14 protein-coding genes are annotated in these 17,906 nt (G+C 62.3%); 6 read left to right on the top strand and 8 right to left on the bottom strand.

Annotation, left to right across the window (positions count from 1 at the left end; translation table 11 throughout):
• Positions 1-27: 27 nt before the first annotated feature.
• From BV071_RS29935 to gspG, 6 genes are read right to left on the bottom strand one after another with little or no spacing between them, the layout of a single operon-like run.
• Positions 28-1,266 carry a hypothetical protein gene (locus BV071_RS29935; RefSeq protein ID WP_265595074.1) on the bottom strand — a complete coding sequence of 413 codons (1,239 nt, stop codon included), beginning with the start codon at positions 1,264-1,266 and terminating at the stop codon, positions 28-30.
• The gene (locus tag BV071_RS29930) at positions 1,263-2,204 is read right to left on the bottom strand and encodes a type II secretion system protein GspK (protein WP_035615416.1); all 942 of its coding nucleotides are present in this window, start codon (positions 2,202-2,204) and stop codon (positions 1,263-1,265) included. The genes BV071_RS29935 and BV071_RS29930 overlap by 4 nt, the downstream gene beginning before the upstream one ends.
• Before the next feature lie 14 nt (positions 2,205-2,218).
• The gene (locus tag BV071_RS35980; protein WP_052574061.1) at positions 2,219-3,148 is read right to left on the bottom strand and encodes a prepilin-type N-terminal cleavage/methylation domain-containing protein; all 930 of its coding nucleotides are present in this window, start codon (positions 3,146-3,148) and stop codon (positions 2,219-2,221) included.
• Positions 3,145-3,573 (bottom strand): prepilin-type N-terminal cleavage/methylation domain-containing protein, encoded by a 429-nt coding sequence (locus tag BV071_RS29920; RefSeq protein WP_265595073.1) that lies wholly within the window; start codon positions 3,571-3,573, stop codon positions 3,145-3,147. The genes BV071_RS35980 and BV071_RS29920 overlap by 4 nt, the downstream gene beginning before the upstream one ends.
• Positions 3,574-3,584: 11 nt before the next feature.
• A complete protein-coding gene (locus tag BV071_RS29915) occupies positions 3,585-4,169 on the bottom strand; it encodes a hypothetical protein (RefSeq protein WP_265595072.1) in 585 nt (194 codons plus the stop codon).
• Positions 4,144-4,581, bottom strand: coding sequence for a type II secretion system major pseudopilin GspG (gspG, locus tag BV071_RS29910; protein ID WP_035615410.1), 438 nt, complete (start codon positions 4,579-4,581; stop codon positions 4,144-4,146). Before gspG ends, BV071_RS29915 begins: the two co-directional genes overlap by 26 nt.
• Positions 4,582-4,823: 242 nt before the next feature.
• Between gspG and BV071_RS29905 the strand changes: the two genes are divergently transcribed.
• The 3 genes from BV071_RS29905 to BV071_RS29895 all read left to right on the top strand — a co-directional run bounded on the left by BV071_RS29905 (position 4,824) and on the right by BV071_RS29895 (position 7,594).
• A complete protein-coding gene (locus BV071_RS29905) occupies positions 4,824-6,047 on the top strand; it encodes a saccharopine dehydrogenase family protein (protein ID WP_035615408.1) in 1,224 nt (407 codons plus the stop codon).
• Between the two features lie 77 nt (positions 6,048-6,124).
• The gene (locus BV071_RS29900; protein WP_265595071.1) at positions 6,125-7,135 is read left to right on the top strand and encodes a hypothetical protein; all 1,011 of its coding nucleotides are present in this window, start codon (positions 6,125-6,127) and stop codon (positions 7,133-7,135) included.
• A 93-nt stretch (positions 7,136-7,228) separates the two neighbouring features.
• Positions 7,229-7,594 (top strand): hypothetical protein, encoded by a 366-nt coding sequence (locus BV071_RS29895; RefSeq protein ID WP_035615404.1) that lies wholly within the window; start codon positions 7,229-7,231, stop codon positions 7,592-7,594.
• A 27-nt stretch (positions 7,595-7,621) separates the two neighbouring features.
• On the opposite strand, the gene BV071_RS29890 is transcribed toward BV071_RS29895, so the two are convergent.
• Positions 7,622-8,725, bottom strand: a complete 1,104-nt coding sequence (locus tag BV071_RS29890; RefSeq protein ID WP_035615402.1) for a substrate-binding domain-containing protein — start codon at positions 8,723-8,725, stop codon at positions 7,622-7,624.
• 202 nt (positions 8,726-8,927) lie between these two features.
• Between BV071_RS29890 and BV071_RS29885 the strand changes: the two genes are divergently transcribed.
• Entirely contained in the window at positions 8,928-13,337 is a 4,410-nt protein-coding gene (locus BV071_RS29885; protein ID WP_035615399.1) for an autotransporter-associated beta strand repeat-containing protein, read from the top strand.
• 316 nt (positions 13,338-13,653) lie between these two features.
• Complete coding sequence (locus BV071_RS33965; RefSeq protein WP_052574060.1) at positions 13,654-15,876, top strand: YXWGXW repeat-containing protein; 2,223 nt, start codon at positions 13,654-13,656, stop codon at positions 15,874-15,876.
• A 224-nt stretch (positions 15,877-16,100) separates the two neighbouring features.
• Here the strand turns inward: BV071_RS33965 and BV071_RS29870 are convergent, their stop codons facing one another.
• Positions 16,101-16,991: a glutathione S-transferase C-terminal domain-containing protein gene (locus tag BV071_RS29870; RefSeq protein ID WP_035615397.1), complete on the bottom strand. Its 891-nt coding sequence runs from the start codon at positions 16,989-16,991 to the stop codon at positions 16,101-16,103.
• Between the two features lie 56 nt (positions 16,992-17,047).
• On the opposite strand from BV071_RS29870, the gene BV071_RS29865 reads away from it, so the two are divergent.
• On the top strand, positions 17,048-17,794 hold the full coding sequence (locus BV071_RS29865) for a glycosyltransferase (RefSeq protein WP_035615394.1): 747 nt from the start codon (positions 17,048-17,050) through the stop codon (positions 17,792-17,794).
• The last annotated feature ends 112 nt before the right edge of the window (positions 17,795-17,906 follow it).

Here is a 17,906-nt window from a genome sequence, read left to right as displayed (position 1 = left end):
CCTGGCGGAAAATTTGTCGGTAAGCCATTATTTAGGCAGGCTGCCAGTGAAGACGAAGTTCCAGCCCTTGGCGTCATTCTGGGGCGGCGGGGCATCCCACTTGTATTCCGCCAGGCCGGCGGATTTCTCCAAATTGCGGCTGAAGGTCTGGACTGGAGCCGCCTGGGGAGCCTCTCCCACCAGCTTGATTTCGCCGATGTTGATTTCGGCGGTCTTCAGGCGCAGGCCGGAGTTGGGCGGGATCGCCTTGGCGACCCTGGACATGATTTCCACCGGGGCACGGTTGTTATTCACCACTGGCTGAAGCTCTTCCCACTCCAACTTGTGCTGCTCCATCTGGGCATTGTCGGCGTCGGAAAGGATCTCGGCCGCAGTGGCCTTGGCCTGCTTGATAGACTGCTTGTCGCGCCAGACCCCGTAGCCGAAGTAACCGGCCACGCCGAGGTAGGCGACGACCACCGCGGCGATGGCGGCGATCTTCTGCTGGCGGGCGACTTGGGCGCGCCGGGCGGCACGGACGTCTGCCGGCAACAGCTTGCTGCGCGGGTCGGGAAGCTGGGGCTCCGGGCGAGGCATCACCCGGGCGGCAAGGCCCAGACCGCGCTCCAGGCTACCGGCGGAGCCGGCATCGCCTTCCGGCGACCAGACATAGACGACTTCCGGCTTGAGCTGCAGACCTTGGATCGAGAGCTGACCGAGCGCCAGTTGAATTTCACGGAGGCAGCCGGCATCCGGCGCGGGACCGCTGCTGGAAGTGGCCTGCGAGTAGAGCAGCTTGCCATTCCGGTAGAAGGCGAAGACCCAGCGCCCGAACTCCACCCAAGTGGCGATCGCCTCTCCCACCGGAGCGAAGGCCCGCGGCGAGATGTCGAATTCCTTCGGGCTGCGCGGCGGCAGGTCACCGTCACCCGGCGACTTGAGGACCACGCAGAGCAGCGTGGCATTTTCCTCATCCTTGGTGATCAGGAAGGTATCGCTCAGCTGCCCGGCCATCGGGTCGGCGCGTACGCCGAGCCGCTCCGCGTGCATGGCGGCGAGGTCCTCGAAAAGCGATTCATCGGTGCTCGACGCCTTGAAAGGCAGGGCATGCATCCCGCGCACCGGGAACAGCATCGCCAAGTTGCCGCTAGGCAAGCCGGACAAATCCGAGGCGCGTGCGGGGCCATCCGCAGACTGGAGGACAAAGCCGCCAGCGCTGGATTGCTTCCATGTCTCCCAACCCCGGGCACCGGGGACGAGCAGTGTGGTTTCTTGTTGTTTGCTCAAGGCATTACCTCCTCGGTTCGATCCAAAACCGCCGGTCTACCCGTACGGTTGCGCACGATGACCGTAATCTTCCGTTTGGCACCATTGACGGTGCCGATACTTTCGATGCGTTGTGTCGCATCGTTGACGGTGAAACGGCCTGCGACTTGGGGACTCATGGTTGCGTCGACGCCCAAAAGCGTAAGGGCCTGCTCGACCTGTTGGAAAGGAGCATCGTCATCGGTATCCCGGATGCCGTCTGGGCCGCGCACGGTCTCAGGAATCACTGCGGCTTCCTCCACCGGGATATCGGCGGCCGCGGCAATAAGCTCGGCAGAGGCCTCGTTCAGATCGAGCTGGCCGCTGCTCCAGATGGTGAACCAATTCCGCCAATCCGGCTTGAGGGCCTCCACGTAGTCCATGCCCTTGACCAGCCGGACCTCGTCGAGGCTATAGAAGGGCCGGTTGAAGGGTTGGTTGAGGCGACCTTGATCAAGGTACCATTGGGACTCCGCACCGTTCAGGCCAGCCTCGTCATTGGTATCGACCCAGTCAATCAAGGCGTCGGTCATTGCCTCGGCCTCGTCCAGGGTGAGACCCCACTTGATGAAGGTGGATTTGAAGAAGTCCTCGTCCTGCTTGAGCACGAGGGCGTTGATATTGAACTTCTCGCCTTCCGAGGTCAGTTTCGCCTCGAAGCCCTCACCGCTGGCCTCGTCGATCTGCTTCAGCAAGGGGTCGGTGCGCTTGACGGCGGGATTGGACGCAATCGCGATTCCCATCTCCGCAAGCTGACGGGCACGGAAGCCGTGGACCTGCGAGGTCGCCAAGTCGACGTCGAACATGACGACGCGAATCGCCGCCATGGACGCCATCGCGAGGATCGCGATCAGCCAGAGCACCGCGATCAGCGCGGAGCCTTGGTTGTGTTTGCGTTTGGATTGACCGAAAAATTTCATCGCAGGATCTCGTCTTAACGGCCACCGCCACCAGTACGACCACCACCACCGCCGCCGCCGCGATTTCCACCACGGCCGCCACCAGCGCCGCCCGGACCGCCGCCACCACCCGGACCACCTCCGGGGCCAGCGCCACCTCGTGGCCGTCCTTCACCCCCACGTCCGCCGGGACCGTCCCCGCCACGGCCGCCAGGCCCGTTACCACCGATCTGACCGCCGGGGATATTGATATTGCCACCGCCAACGCCACCGGCACCGGCCTGTTGTTGCTGCTGCAACTGGCGCATCATCACCTCGGGATCCTGCTTCGGCGGGATCCAGAAAATCTGCTTCATGAACTCGCCTTCCGCGCCGAAGGCGATAGTCAGCTCCATCTGTAGAGGCAGGCGGCCGACGAGATCCCAATCGTAGGCCCACTCCATGGTGCGGCCGTCGAGCACCTGCCATTCGAAGGTGCGCACGCCTTCCAGCAGCACGACCTCCGCGAAGGGCTTCACGTCAGCACTATTCGTCTGCTGGTTGTCGCTATCCTGGAGGATTTCCTCCTCATAATAGCGCAGGACAATGGCGAGGTAGCCATCGCGGCGCGGGACCGTGGTAAGCTGGACCGCCTTGGCGACCTTCTCCGTGCCACCCCAGGTGAAGGTCAGCGGCACGTTCTGCAAGGTCAGGTCCGAAAGATACTGGCGGCCGGCATCCTTCGAAACCAGCTCCATCCGGGTATTGCCGGGAAGGGTCCCGAACATCTTCTTCATCAGGTCGAAGAAGGCGTTGCGCTCGCTCTCCTCGTTCTGGCTCTCCACGATCGTGTTACCCAGTTGCATGTTCGCGGAGAAGGTGTAGAAAACCATCCCGATCAGCATCGCAAGCAGCAGCATGGCGAGCACCAGCTCCAGCAAGGTGAAGCCAGCGCGGCGGATGGTTCTGGAAATTCCCTTCCTCATGGCTGGTAGAGGCGCGAGTAGCGCCAGGTTTCCGCAGTCTGCTCTTGGGACACGCCGTTCTCGAACCAGCGGGCGGCGACTTCGATGCGATACATCTCCTGCAGCATCTGGCCGTCCTCGTTCTCGATCTCCGGCATCATTTCGACCGTCGTTTCGATCTCCATCCCTTGGGCCTCCATTTCGCCGACTGCCTCCGAAGTGGTCCCTTCTTCCAGCACAGGCTGGGACATGGCCTTGGCCAAGGCACTCTCCAGCAAGCGGGTGATCCGCAGCTCGCGCTGGGTGACCGTGGCCAAATCCGCGGTCTGGTTGAGGGCCATCACGAAGCCGGTAACGGCGATCGCAAACACGGCGAGAGCCAACAGCACCTCCAGGAGCAGGAAGCCCCTCGAGCGCTGGTACGGCAATCGGCGTGTAATCCTCATGGTGGCTGTTTTCAGTAAACTTCTTTCGAGAGATCGCGGATCGCCGCGGTCAGGGGATTAAACTCGGTCTCCGCCCAGCTCTTGCCAACCTGATAGCGGACCGTCAGCGGCTCACAGAAACCCTCAGGATCAAAGCGCCACACCTGGCGGCTTTTTGCATTGATCGGAACGAAGGTATCGCTAGCCCAGCGGCGGACGAAAATTTGGGTATCTTCATCGGCGGCCCACGAAGCGTGGGCACTGTTGAAGCGGCTGCCCTCCATCTGCGTTCCCGCCGCCAGTGCCGCCGCAGCGGCTTCCCGCTGTTCCGGCTCCAAGATGGCCTCTGCCAATGGCATCAGGGTCACCTTGTTGCCGGAGAATTCGAGGGCATAGGGGCGTTGCTGCAGGCCGGCGATGGTGCGGGCGCGCTTGGCGAGCAGCTCGACCTCACCGGTGGCGGCGTCGAGCTTCCGCTCATCGCTGGACAGGATCATCATGGTGACGGCCCCGCCGCCGAGGACGGCGATGGCCAAGAGCACCAAGACGATCTCGAGCAGCGTGAAACCGCCCGAGCGTCGCCGGAAATGCTTATTCGTCCTGACTGCTGATGTCATCGGCGGTGCCCTCGATGCCGTCCTTGCCCTTGCTGATCAGCTCAAATTCGCTCGGGTCCTTGGAGCCCGGGAACTTGTAGCCGTATTCGTGATCCCATGGGTCGGGCGGAAGTTTCTTGAGCACTTGGATCCACTTCTTCGGCTGCGGCGCGCTCGATGGCCGCGTGATCAGGCCCTGAAGGCCTTGCTGAGTGGTCGGATAGTTCCCGGCATTGATCTTGTAGGTCTTCAGAGAGGCTCCAATCGAGTTGAAGTCAGCCGTAACACGCTGGAGCTTAGCGCCATCACCGATACCGCCGATCAGCGCGATCGATCCCCCGAGGAGGACGGCGATGATCCCGAGGACGATGACCATTTCAAGCAGCGTGAAACCCGCAGCGAGGCGCTTGCGGATAGTTCTTTGGTATTTCATTGGGTGGTCTTGCGGTTGCTGGGAAAAGGACTACGCGGGAGAAAACACCGCGGGAACCAAAAGTTGTCTGGAAAATCTGGGGTAGTTTCGGGGGATTTCACGGGGTGAGGGGGAGGAGGCGGAGGAAAACCGCGCCGATGCTCGGGAAAACCCATTTTCGGGGGAGGTGACGTTCCGGTGAAAGGGGGTGGAAATCCTTGCAAGGGGGGCCCCTTTCCCCCACCCCTTCGGGCAACATTCCCATGAACAAGGTCCTTCTTATCGGCGCCGGGGGCGTCGGCAGCGTTGTCGCCCACAAATGCGCCATGGTTCCCGAGGTTTTCGGTGAAATCACCCTCGCCTCGCGCACCAAGTCGAAGTGTGACGCGATCGCCGCGGAGGTGAAGAAGCGCACCGGCCGGGAGATTGCGACCGCCCATGTGGATGCGGATGATCCGGTCCAGACCGCCGACCTGATCCGCCTGACCGGGGCGACCCTGGTCATCAACGTCGCCCTCCCCTACCAGGACCTCACGATCATGGAGGCCTGCATCCTGGCCGGGGTGGATTACCTGGATACGGCAAACTACGAGCCGAAGGACGTCGCCAAGTTCGAGTACTCCTGGCAGTGGGAACTGCAGGAGCAGTGGCAGGCCGCGGGCCGCTCGGCCTTGCTCGGTTCCGGCTTCGACCCGGGCGTGACGAATGTTTTCACCGCTTGGGCGCTGAAGCACCACTTCGACGAGATCCACACCCTGGACATTATCGACGTGAATGGTGGCAACCACGGCAAGGCCTTCGCGACCAACTTCAACCCGGAGATCAACATCCGCGAGGTGACGGCCGAATGCCGCCATTGGGAGGACGGCAAGTTCGTCGAGACTGCGCCGATGTCGAAGCACCAGGCTTTCACTTGTCCGCAAGGCGTGGGCACGTACGAGATCTACCGGATGTATCACGAGGAGCTGGAGTCGCTGGTGAAGCACATTCCCACGATCAAGCGCGCGCAGTTCTGGATGAGCTTCTCGCCGAACTACCTGAAGCACCTCGAAGTGCTGCAGAACGTCGGCATGACCCGGATTGATCCGGTGGTCTATCAGGGCGTGGAGATCATCCCGCTGCAATTCCTGAAGGCGGTGCTGCCCGATCCCGGCGAGCTCGGCCAGACGACCAAGGGCAAGACCTGCATCGGCAACGTCATCACCGGCGTGAAGGACGGAAAGGCCAAGGCGATCTACGTCTACAACATCTGCGACCATGAGGAGTGCTTCCGCGAAGTCGGTAGCCAGGCGATCTCCTACACCACCGGCGTGCCGGCGATGATCGGCGCGAAGCAGATGCTGGAAGGCAAGTGGCGCAAGCCCGGCGTCTGGAACATGGAGCAGTACGATCCGGACTCATTCATGGCGGACCTGAATGTGTATGGCCTGCCCTGGCAGTTCATCGAGCTCACGCCGGAGCAAGCGGCGGGCTTTGTGGTGGCTTGAGGGTATCCAATTGACGATTCCAAGTTCCCCTAAGATTGGCATTCGGGTATTTTGGCATCATGACAATTCCCAGAGTCTTGGGCCTGCTTGTGGCGGTTGGCGCTTGTGTCATCTCGCCACTGGAGGCTGCTCCCGTCGTATCGGAAGCCGTGGTGATCGAAATGCCAAACCATTTGGCCGACAAACTGATCCAGCAAGGACGTCATGGAGACCCAGCCCCTTGGAAATCGATAGTATCTGCTTCCGGGCAGCTTCTGGCCGGCACGGGCGCGAAGCTGGTTGTTCGGCTAGCGGCGCAGAAGGCCGGAGGAGGCCAAGCACGCCAAGAAGTATCCCAGAAACAGAATGCCGAGACCCAAGCGGTATTCCTCTACACCGTTGAAAATGCTGCCGCACCCGCGGAATCGGTTCGCTCCGTCGAAATGGAGCTCAGGCAGAAGCCTAAAGCTGCTGGCGGTTGGCGTTTTGAACTTTGCTCGCCTCTAACCGGCGAATGGAGCTTTTCCAGCCGCTTTCGGTCCAAAGACGGCTCCCGAATTGTGTTAGAGAAATCGACATTTCTCAAGGCGGACAAAAACGCGAAGTCCTTTTGGCAAGGTTTACGCGTCCTCGAACGGGAAAGAGTAGTGAGCGGGGGGGACAGAGAGCTCAAGCAGATGGAGTTCTCAGCCGACGCCGGAGAAGCCTATCGTTGCGATTGGCGGGTGCGAGACGGCGACCAAGTCCGTTTTTCTTATGAAGAAACTCGCAACCCCGGCGATACCCTGCCTGTAAGCGACCGCCAGGAGGAACCGGGGGACACCCCGCACTTCGACGGACTGGGGGTTTCTTTTTCGCGCAACCAGGATCGTTATTCCTGTGCTCTGAACTGGGCCAAGATCACGGGAAAAACTCCAGAGAACGAGAAAGATTGGGAAACCATCCACTTCGTCAGAACCGGATTCAAACGAAACGATTTAAAAGTGCCATCAGCGCCTTGGGCGGTTGGCTTCGCCGCGGGGCAGGGCTCTTACGAGCGATTCAACGGTGGACTGAGGGGTGGTGCCTCCGGGGGTAGCAAGGCGGAGGTAGAAATGATTCGGGATTAGAGGTCCAGCCCTCTACAATGCGATGAATACATTGATGTGCTTGCACAACAGCAAGCAGACAAAAGCAACCTCTGCTGCTAGAGACCTTGCCGCATGGCGCGCTACTTCACCCGCAAGAAGGTGTTCCAACTGACGATCGTCTTCCTGGCGCTCGTCGCAGCGCTTGGAGTGCTTTCGCTGATGCCCCACCAGCATCGGGGCAGCGACCGGGCGACATGCGTCATGCATCAGCGGGATCTCCAGATGCTGATGCGGCATGTGCAGGAGGAGGAGCATCTGAAGGCCGGCGCCCCGATCGAGTGGGCCAAGCTCATCGGCCCGGGCTTGTTGATGGAGTCAAAGCCGGTGTGTCCGGTCCATGGAGAATACTCCATCTCCCCCGTGGTGACTGGGCCCAGGATTTTGGTGGCACCGTGCCGCGATGCCAGCCACCGGGCGAAGGATATCTCGGACTGGTAAATCCGGCAGCTTAAAGGATTTTTGAGATCACCGCCGCTCCGGCGTCTTCCTGCCCTTCACCGCCGCGATGGTCTCCGCCAGCTCAAAGGTCGCGGAGAAGATCACTTGCGCCAAGTCGGTCCTGCCCTTGGCCAAGCATTTTACCCAGCGGTTCACGCGGCGGACATGTTCCTCGACCGGCCACTCGAAATGCGCGGGACGATGAGGCAGGAGGGAGAACATCGGCCCCGTGGTCATGCTGATGACCGAGACATCCCGCGGCACCCGGATCCCCTTCCGCCCGAAAAAATCAAGCGCCGCCACGTAGCTGGCGGGATTGACGAAGATCAGCGCCGTCGGCGGGGTGATCAGGAACAGCGACTCCAGCAGTTTCTCCAGGCCCTCCGGAGTCTGATCCCAGGCCGGAAGGTTATAGCTGGTCGGCGAGTGACCGCAGGCCGCCAAGGCCGACAGGAAGGACTGGCCTGTTAGACTCGGTGCGGGAAGCCGCCAACTGTCCGGCGAGATGGCAACAATCCGGCGGTGCCCAAGATCGCTCAAGACCCTAACAGAATCGTGGATCGCCTCATCGAGCTGCGAGGCCGAGCTGGCGACCGGAAGCCCCGAATATCCGCCGCCCACCGCCACCACCGGAATCGAACGGGTGACAAACCACTCCAGGACCTCGCGCGGTGCCGAATAGGCCACCCAAGCATCGGCTTTCGCGGATTCGATCATCCTGACGATGCGGGGAAGCTTCGAGCCGAGTTCTCCCAAGCTGCGTTCCGCAGTGACACAGGTGTGCCCGGCATTCTCGATTCGGCGGATCACTTCGAGCATCACCTGCTGGGCATAGAGATTGATCTGGCGCAAGGGATCGGAGAACAGCACGCCGATCCGCAAGGACCTGAATTCTCCCGGCGCATCCCGAGAGAGCACGATCTCCTTGCGGCGGCCCGGCCCGGCGGATTGGAGGCTGCCTTCAGCCTCCAGCAAGCGCAAGGCGGCCTCCACGCTATCCTTCGAAACACCCAATTCGCGGACCAAGGAGCGCACGCCGGGAAGCTGGCCGCGCCAATGGCCGTTGCGAAAACCTTCCCTGAGATGATCCACAATCTGCTCGGCGACCGAGCGCTGGCGGAAGGGGTGCATGGACCGAGAAGAAGTGAGGCTTGGTGAAATTAAGCGAGTTAGACCGTCCTGTTTTTCAGGACAGCAGGCAAGAACTATCCCCTTTTTTTCACGGCTGTCGGACAACTAATGCGATCTCACTGCCTACTCGCCCCGCACCTTGCCGGGCCTTGATGCGCGCCTCCCGCATCCGCCCTCCACACGTCATCAGGAAAAACCATTCATGAAACCATCTCAGCATCGAATCGCCGCCGCGCTCCCCGTCATCGCCGCCTCGGCCACCGCTATCTCGATCTCTTCCGCTGCCCCGCAGTATTGGAAAACCAGCAGCGCCGCCGCGTGGGATAGCGCAACTTGGGCCACCGCGCCCGGCGGAACCTATGACCAGCCCTGGGCTTCGGGGTCCGATGTGACCTTTGAAGACAACCTCGGTATCGCGCTCACCATCGCCGGTCCGTCTGCGGCCACCAACTTCAATTCGATCACGGCGAATGAAAGCGTAACGGTTACTCCCAGCAACACCTTGGGGACCGGCGGCACGATCGCCACGGTCAATGTCGCCGCCGGCAAGACCCTCAATTTCGCCGGACAAGCCCTGTCCACCGCAGCGGGAACCGGCTTCATCAAAAGCGGCCCCGGCACTTGGGCGCTGGCGAATGGCAATGCCTACGCCGGTGGCTTCACCCTGAATGCCGGTACCGTCGCCGTAGGGGGAGTGAATGCCATGGGCTCTGGCGGTGCGCTGGTGATCAATGGTGGCACCATCTCCTCGAACGCCGCAGGCACGGCCCGCGACCTGAGCGGCAAGTTTACTTCCATCACACTTGGCGGTGACGTCACGCTCGGCGACTTGACCAACAACGGATTGCTGACATTCAACACCGCGACCAACCTAGGTGGCGGTACCCGCATCCTGACGGTAAACAGCGCGGTGACCCACACCGGTGCGATCACCGGTGGCGTGGGTGTCGGCCTGACCAAGGCAGGCCCGGGTGTACTCACGCTCGGCGGCACGAATACTTATCCCGGCGCCACCACGATCTCCGCCGGGGTGCTCACCATCAATGGAACCGGCGCACTGCCCGGCGGCATCGGCACCAACGGTGGCTACTCGGTGGCCAGTGGTGCGGCCCTGGCGGTGTCCAATGCGATCACCGATGCCAACATCACCACCATGCTCGGAACCACGAACTTCGCCGCGGGATCGGCGATCGGTTTCGATACGACCACGGCGGCGCGCGCTTATGCGGCCAACCTGGGCAACACCGCCCAGGGAGCCCTAGGCCTGGTCAAGCTGGGCACCAATACGCTCACCCTTTCCGGGGCCAATACTTACTCGGGCGGCACCACGGTGAACCAACCGAACGATGCCACGGGCATCACCGTCGCCAGCGCCACGGCCCTTGGAAGCGGCCCGGTGCTGATCAATGGCGGGCAGCAGTTCAGCGGCTCGGTCGCGGTGAATGCGAACCTCAGCCTTGGCAATGCCGTGACCCTGCGGCGCGGCGCCGGCAGCAGCAACCGCGCGCTCTTGGCGCTCGGTTCGGGCGCTACCTGGAGCGGCGGCATCACCGTGGACAATAGCTCGGCCAACGGCATCGCAGCGATCATGGCGAGTGGCACGAATGCCGCGACGGCGAGCGTGGTGTCCGGAAACATCGGCTTCAGCACCTTGGGCACCGGCACCTCGGCCAACGCCAGCCTAGCTCTGCGCACCAATACCGGCAAGGTCACCGGTTCGATCGGCTTGTCCACCGGCTATCTCCAATTGTTAGACGCCAGCAAGTGGGAATTCAGCAATGCCTCCAACACCTGGGGAACGCTCGATATTAACAACAATGGCGCCATCGTCACAGTGGGAGCGACCAACACCCTGTCTCCAAGCGGGGTGGTGTTCTCGAACACCTCGACCGGCGGCACGCTGCAGTTGAACAATCAAGCCGGCACCAGCGCCTTCTCCCAAACCATCGCGGGCCTCAGCGGGACGGTGAAGGTGGGCCTCAGCACCGGCACGGCCACGCTTACCTTGAACACCGCTGCGGACCAATCCTCTTCGGGTGTGATCTCCGGTGGCATCAGCCTGGTGAAAAGCGGCCCGGCGAAGCAGACCTTGAGCGGAGTGCATACCTACACTGGCAGCACCACCATCAGTGGCGGCACGCTGGCTCTAGGCAACACGGGCGCGTTGCCCACCGCCGATCTCAGCATCAGCTCCGCCTCGCTGGATCTGCGCAAGGGCACCTCGGTGCGTACCCAGCTTGTCAACCATCTCGCGCTTACGAACGCCACGCTGGACCTGGGCCTGAATGCCGCTCCGGACCAGATCGATGCGCTCGACGCCAGCACCAGCGGCACGACCACGATCAAGCTTCACGGCAGCACCCCGGTGGGTGTCTACAACCTGATCACCACCCAGGCGCCCTTGAGCGGCACCTTCGTGCTGGATACCAGCGACGTGACTCCCTCCGGTTTCCCGACCACCTACAGCGGGTCCCTGCAAGGCAACAACTATGTCCTGACCGTGAGCGGGGCAGCCACACCCTTTGTCGCGTATTGGCGCGGCGATGTGAGTTCAGTCTGGAGCGATTCCTCCCTGGCTCCTAACAGCAACTGGGCAAACGGTGCCAGCGGCACCAGCGATGCCGGTCAGCTGGTGGGGCCCGTGACCGATGTATACTTCTCCGCCAGCAATGCCGCGAACACCAACACCACGCTCGGAGCCAACATCAACATCAACACCCTGACTTTCGCCACCGGCAGTGCCACCGTGGGCGGCGCGCAAACACTCACAATCCTGAGCGAATTCGGCACCGGTCTCGACGTGTTGTCCGGAGCCAGCGCCACGCTGCAGACCGGCAACCTGGTCAGCACGGCCGCCGCTGCCGTGGAGGAAGGTGGTACGCTTACCGTGAATTCAGGTGGCTTGGGTGCCGGTCCGCTGCTGGTGGATGGCCTGCTCAACCTGAACATGAGCACCACCCATGAATCGCTCAGTGGCTTCAGCACGGGAACCATCGGACGTAGCATCGCAGGTGCCGGTACGCTGACCATTTCCGGCACCACGACCAGCACCTATGACGGGACAATCCAAGATGGTGCAGGCACCTTGGCGCTATCCAAAGGGGGAAGCTCTACCCTCACGCTCACTGGCAACAGCACCTACACCGGCGGCACCACCATCACCGGCGGCATCCTCAAGGCGAACTCCTCCACAGCCGTGGGCAACGGCACCGTCGCCATCAATGGCGGCATCCGCCTCAGCCTGGGTGACAACGTGACCCTGACCAATGCCGTTACCATCGGTGCGAATAGCAGCCCGCAGGGCGCTGGCATCCTGGAAGCCTCGTCCAGCGTGACTGGCACCGCCACGCTCACCGGACCGATCAACATCACCGCCTCTCCGGTCGGTGGCGGGCACTTCATCAATGTGTCCTCCGGCGGCAGCTTCGATGTGAAGAGCGTGATCACATCCACGGTTCCGGTCATCCACCGCAGCGGTAGCATCACTTACTGGGGTGGCGGCACCGGCTACACCGCCATGACCGTGACGGGCACTGCCCGTCTCGGCGCGAACAACGGCCTGGCTACCACAGCCACCGTGACGCTTGGCGCCAGCGGCGCGGCCACCCTAGACCTCGCCGGTAATAACCAGTCGCTGGCTGGCATCGTGAAGAGCGCGAGCGCTGCCACCATCGGCAACAGTTCCACCACCACGGACTCCCTGCTCAGCACCACCGGCACCTCTACCTACGACGGTGTTATCGCCAATGCCGTAGGTGCGGGCACCCGGGTAACCGGCCTCGCTGTCGAAGGTGGTTCGCTCACCTTGGGTGGAATCAACACCTACACTGGCAACACCACCATCGCGAGCGGTGCCGGCCTGACCCTATCGGACAATGCACAGCTCCGCTTCGCCATCGGTGCGACGGCCAATGGCATCTCCGGTGCGGGCTCCGGGTTCTTCAACGGTGACTTCAACATCGACACCACCGTCACCGACGCCTCCCCGCTGACTTCCGGGTCTTGGACCTTGGAGAACGTCGCCTCGATCTATGGCACGAGCTTCCAGGTCCTCAGCGGCACCACTCCATGGACTGCCACGGGCGATGTCTGGAGCAAAACCGTGGGCAGTAAGAATTACTCCTTCGACGAGGCGACCGGCGTGCTGACGCTGAGCAGCGGCGGCGGCGGCTTCGATGCCTGGGCCGCCTCCAAAGGCCTGACGGGTGCGGATGCCGCTTTCGGGGCCGATCCCGACCACGACGGCGTGGACAACGGCTTGGAATTCGTGCTCGGCGGCGAACCAAATCCCGCCAACGCGGGTTCCAATTCCAAGGCGCTGCTGCCCACCGTCTCGCAATCCGGCGGCAATCTGATCTTCTCCTTCAAGCGGAAGGATCTGTCAGAATCCGGCGTCGCGCTGAGCTTCCAGTGGTCCACCGACTTGTCCTTCACGTCACCAGCCCACGACGTGCCTGTTGGCGCGACCGACTCGTCCACGGACACCATCGTTGTAGATGTGAGCGAGGATAGCCCGGATGCGGATACCGATACCATTGTGATCACCGTCCCGGCCGCCAAGGCCGCCGGGCGCAAACTCTTTGGCCGCCTGAACGCGGTGCAATCCCCCTGAGCCTAGTGAGGTCCTAGCAAGCGCTCAGGGATTCGGGTAACCGGCCCTTCGGCCCGGTCGGGGGGTCGAAGGGCCTAAACTCAACTACGGGTTGGGGCCCCTAACAAGGTGCACGGCGCATTTTCCGGAGTGTCGGGATGCATTTTGCAGTTGCCCCGGGGCGCGGCGGGTCCACTTTGGTGGAGCACCCGCGTTTCTGCGGAATCGGACGATCGCCTTCATCCTAAGTATTCTGCGAAGGAAATGAAGGTTGATTGAATGTTTCGCGGCGCGCTCCGTCCCAAGGGGGAACGCATCAAGCTAGAAGAAGGAACCCATGAATACCACCCGATACGGCCTCTTGGCCACCATCACCGCTTTTTCAGCGTGCGGGACGCTGCTCTCCCCGATCGTGGCCCAAGGCCAGGAGGCAGTATCCCAAGATACCGAGGTCTTGACCCGCGGACCCGTGCATGAAGCCTTCGCCGAGACGGTGAGCTTCGAGCCGGAAGCGGGTGCCCTCATCAGCACCCAACCACCCGAAGCGATCGACGAACTGCCGCCCGAGCAAGAGCTCGAGGGCGACAATGTGACGTGGATTGCCGGCTACTGGTCTTGGGACGAAGATTTGAATGACTTCATGTGGGTCAGCGGGGTCTGGCGCAACGTCCCGCCGGATCGCGAGTGGGTCCCCGGATACTGGAACGAAGTCGGCGCCCAGTGGCAGTGGGTGTCGGGCTATTGGGCGGATGCCGGGACCGAGGAAGTCAGCTACCTGCCGGAACCGCCGAGGAGCCTGGAGCGCGGACCGAACATTGCCGCCACATCCGACAATGACGTGTGGATCCCTGGCTCTTGGACCTATGTTGATACCCGCTACCGCTGGCGTCCGGGTTACTACCAGCCGTATCGCCGCGACTGGACCTATGTGCCGGACCGCTACTCCTGGACACCGCGCGGCTATGTCTACGTGGCTGGCTACTGGGACTATCCGATCGAGACCCGGGGGATCATCTTCGCCCCGGTGCGCTTCCACGGACCGGTGTGGCGCCAGCCAAACTACCACTATTCGCCGGTGACGGTGATCAACATCGGCCTGGTGGTGAATCACCTCTTCGTGCGGCCGAGCTACGGTCACTACTACTTCGGGGACTACTATGAACCCCGTTATCGCGACCGCGGCTTCTATTCGTCGGTGACTTACGCGACGACCTTCCGCACCCGCGGCTTCGATCCGATCTTCGCGCACGAGCGCTGGGAGCACCGTGACGACCGCGACTGGGAGCACCGCCGGATGAACGACTTCGAGTATTTCCGCGACAACCGCGATGCTCGCCCGCCGCAGAACTTCGCCGCCTTGAGGGACCTCGGCAATGGACGCCGTGGATTCAAGGGCCGCGATGGCGGTGAGTTGGCAGTCGCCACCCCTCTGGCCACCTTTGCCAAGGCTCCGGAAGGCGGCAAGAAGTTCAAGCAATTGAACGAGGCGACCCGCGAGAAGTTCGTGGAACAGCGCCAGGCGATGACCAAGTTTTCGAAGCAACGCCAACAGATCGAGAAGGAAGGCCCGCGCGTGGCAGCCAGGGGCGAGGGTCAAGGGGCCGATAAAGGCGCGGAGCAAGCGGAAGCTGCGGTGAAGCCCGCAAAGGTGAAAATCCCACGCTCGCCGGTGGTCGGCCGCAAGGCTGCGCAGATGAGCCAGGATCAAGCCCCGCCGAAGCGTAAACAGGCTCCGGCCGTCCTCGACAAGGATCCCACTGACACCACTCCCGGTGCCGACAAGGAAGCGGATCAAAACCCGCAGCCCGGTCGCCCGGGTCGTGGCAAAGGTGGCCGTGGCCAAGGTGGCAAGGGGGACATGACCGATGGCGACAAGGGCAAGCCGGATGGCGACAACACGCCAGCCAAGCCGGATAAGGGACCCAACGAGCCCAAGGTCAAGCCGACCCCGGAACGCGAACCAAAGGTGAAGCCCCAACCGGAGCGCGAACCAAAGGTGAAGCCCGAACAACCTGAGCGCGAACCGAAGGTGAAGCCGGAGCAGCCGGAACGCGAACCGCGGGTGAAGCCCCAGCAGCCGGAGCGTGAGCCGAAGGTGAAGCCGGAACAGCCGGAGCGTGAGCCCCGCGTGAAGCCGGAGCAACCGGAACGCGAACCAAAGGTGAAGCCGGAGCCTCAACCGAAGCGCGAGCGCGAGGTGCAACCCAAGCCGGAACGTGAAGTCCAGCCGAAGCCGGAGCCCAAGCGTGAGGCGCAGCCCCAACCCCAACGGGAGCGGGAAGTGCAGCCAAAGCGTGAGGCGCAGCCGCAACCTCAACGGGAGCGGGAGGTGCAGCCAAAGCGTGAGGCGCAGCCGCAACCCCAGCGGGAACGTGAAGTGCAGCCAAAGCGTGAGGCGCAGCCGCAACCGCAACGCGAAAAGGCCCAACCTAAGCCGCAGCAGGAACGCCAGGTCCAGCCGCAGCGCGAGCGCCAGCAACCACAACGTCAGCCCGAAGGTGGCGGCGGCGGTGGTGGCGGAAAGGGCAAAGGTAAGGACAAGGATAAAGCCGCCGAGTAAACTTCAATAGAACCGCAGAGCGGCCGGACGAGAGTCCGGCCGCTTTTGTTTTTGGGGGAGCCTTGCCGGGATCTGGGATCGAGGCAGGTCGGTCCGCCGAGAACTTGTGTGGCTATTGCCCACGACCGCGCAGGAAAAGCGGCGACGCTCGCGCGCACTCCTAAAATCGGCTGCGCCGCCAAGGGGCGATGGAGGATTCCAAGCTCCCGCGCGGGCTTCACCCGTCAGAAAATCCTGGCGGGGCCTACGGGCACGATGCGGGTGGGATTGATATCGTCGTGGGTCACGTAGTAGTGTCGCTTGATGTGATCGAGATTGACGGTCCCGGCGATGCCCGGGATGCCGTGGAGATCGACGAGGTGGCGGTGCAAGCAGGGATAGTCGATGATGCGCCGCAGGTTGCACTTGAAGTGGCCATGGTAGACCGCATCGAAGCGCAGGAGAGTGCAGAAGAGGCGCCAGTCGCTCTCCACGGGCTGCTCGCCAAGAAGATAGCGGGAGGAGGAAAGGCGGGTCTCGAGTTGATCGAGCGCCGAGAAGAGTTCCAGCACCCCTTCCTCATAGGCCTTTTGGGTAGTGGCGAAGCCGGCGCGATAGACGCCATTGTTGACCTTCTCGTAGAGGAACTGGCTCAGAGCATCCTGTTCCTTTGCAAGATGGGCCGGGAAGAGATTGGGAGCTTCCGGCGCCGCAAAGGCATCTTGGAACATGCGGCAGATGTCGTCCTCCGAGTTGTTGACGATCTGCTTGGCGAGGCGGTCCCAGAGCACCGGAACGGTCACACGGCCTTCAAAGGAAGCATCGGTAGCTCGATAGGCCTCCATCAGGAAACGGAAGCCCTCGGCACGATCGGGACCATGGCCGGGCCCCTCGCGAAAAGCCCAGCCGCGTTCATCGCGGACGGGGTCGGCGATGCTCACGCCGATCGCTTCTTCCAGCCCCAGCAAGGAGCGGGTGATCAGGGTGCGGTGGGCCCAAGGGCAAGCGAGGGAAATATAGAGGTGATAGCGGCCGGGGATGGCGGGCAGGTCAGCCTCTTTGCCAATGATGCGGCGAAATGCGTCTTCCTGCCGCTCGAAGGAGCCATCAATCGTCTCATCGGGGAACTGGGCCATGCCGACTCCATAGCACCAGGTTGACGGGTGCGAAAGCGAAGCTCTCTTGGGAGAGATTGAAACTCGCGATTCTCACCCCGACCCGCAACCGCCTCGGATTTCTCCAACAAAACATCGCCAGCGTCCGGATGAGCAGTACCGCGCCGCTGGAACTGGAGATCATCCAGGCAGTGCATGACTGTGGATCGGACGATGGCACGCGGGAGTATCTGCAAGGCCTGGATGACCCGCGGCTGGTCCTGTCTTTCTCGCCGGGACGCACGGCACCGGGCCGGGCACGAAACCTTGCTGCCGCCTCCTGTGAAAGCGATCTCTTGATGCCCCTGGACGATGATGACCTGCTCTTGCAGCGCACGGCCTACCATTTTGCAAAGTCACTGGAGGCGGGCATTGCGCGTTGGGCGGTGGCGGACTTCCTGAAGATCGACCAAGATGGGCGCTACCTGGCGGGCGAGGACTACTACGGCTGGGACTTCAGCTCGGCTGATGAGATGCTGCGGGCGGTTTTTTCCGGGCGACACTTTATTCAAGGGAATGTGTGCTTCACCCGGGAGCTCTTCGACGCGGTCGGGAGCTACGAAGAAATGGAGACGGCGGAGGACCTGGAACTCTATACCCGCTTTATCCTAGAAGCGGGACTACCGCTCTACGTGCCGACAGTCAGCCATCTGCACCGCATGCATGGCGGGAACGTCTCGCGGCAAGTGGACAAGGACCGCTACAATCGGGATCTGGCGGAGATTTACGAGAAGCACCGTACTTCGCTGGAGAAGCGTGGCATTCCGCTGGAGCCGATTCCCTGAATGGATAAAAGCAGAAAGGGGACGCTAGGTCCCCGCAGCCCAATAGCAAAACTCGTAAATCATTGCCCCTTATGCTCCGCATTCCCCGTTTGCAGGCGAGGACAAGGCCAAG

Origin of the sequence: Haloferula sp. BvORR071, assembly GCF_000739615.1 — a bacterium.
Classification (GTDB): Bacteria; Verrucomicrobiota; Verrucomicrobiia; order Verrucomicrobiales; family Akkermansiaceae; genus Haloferula.
This window is presented reverse-complemented; position numbering and strand designations above follow the sequence as displayed.

Coding starts and splice junctions, on each gene's coding strand:
- BV071_RS35980 (WP_052574061.1), bottom strand. CDS start 3,148: ATGAGGAAGGGAATTTCCAGAACCATCCGCCGCGCTGGCTTCACCTTG.
- BV071_RS29890 (WP_035615402.1), bottom strand. CDS start 8,725: ATGCACCCCTTCCGCCAGCGCTCGGTCGCCGAGCAGATTGTGGATCAT.
- BV071_RS29920 (WP_265595073.1), bottom strand. CDS start 3,573: ATGAGGATTACACGCCGATTGCCGTACCAGCGCTCGAGGGGCTTCCTG.
- BV071_RS29905 (WP_035615408.1), top strand. CDS start 4,824: ATGAACAAGGTCCTTCTTATCGGCGCCGGGGGCGTCGGCAGCGTTGTC.
- BV071_RS29915 (WP_265595072.1), bottom strand. CDS start 4,169: ATGACATCAGCAGTCAGGACGAATAAGCATTTCCGGCGACGCTCGGGC.
- BV071_RS33965 (WP_052574060.1), top strand. CDS start 13,654: ATGAATACCACCCGATACGGCCTCTTGGCCACCATCACCGCTTTTTCA.
- gspG (WP_035615410.1), bottom strand. CDS start 4,581: ATGAAATACCAAAGAACTATCCGCAAGCGCCTCGCTGCGGGTTTCACG.
- BV071_RS29895 (WP_035615404.1), top strand. CDS start 7,229: ATGGCGCGCTACTTCACCCGCAAGAAGGTGTTCCAACTGACGATCGTC.
- BV071_RS29930 (WP_035615416.1), bottom strand. CDS start 2,204: ATGAAATTTTTCGGTCAATCCAAACGCAAACACAACCAAGGCTCCGCG.
- BV071_RS29870 (WP_035615397.1), bottom strand. CDS start 16,991: ATGGCCCAGTTCCCCGATGAGACGATTGATGGCTCCTTCGAGCGGCAG.
- BV071_RS29885 (WP_035615399.1), top strand. CDS start 8,928: ATGAAACCATCTCAGCATCGAATCGCCGCCGCGCTCCCCGTCATCGCC.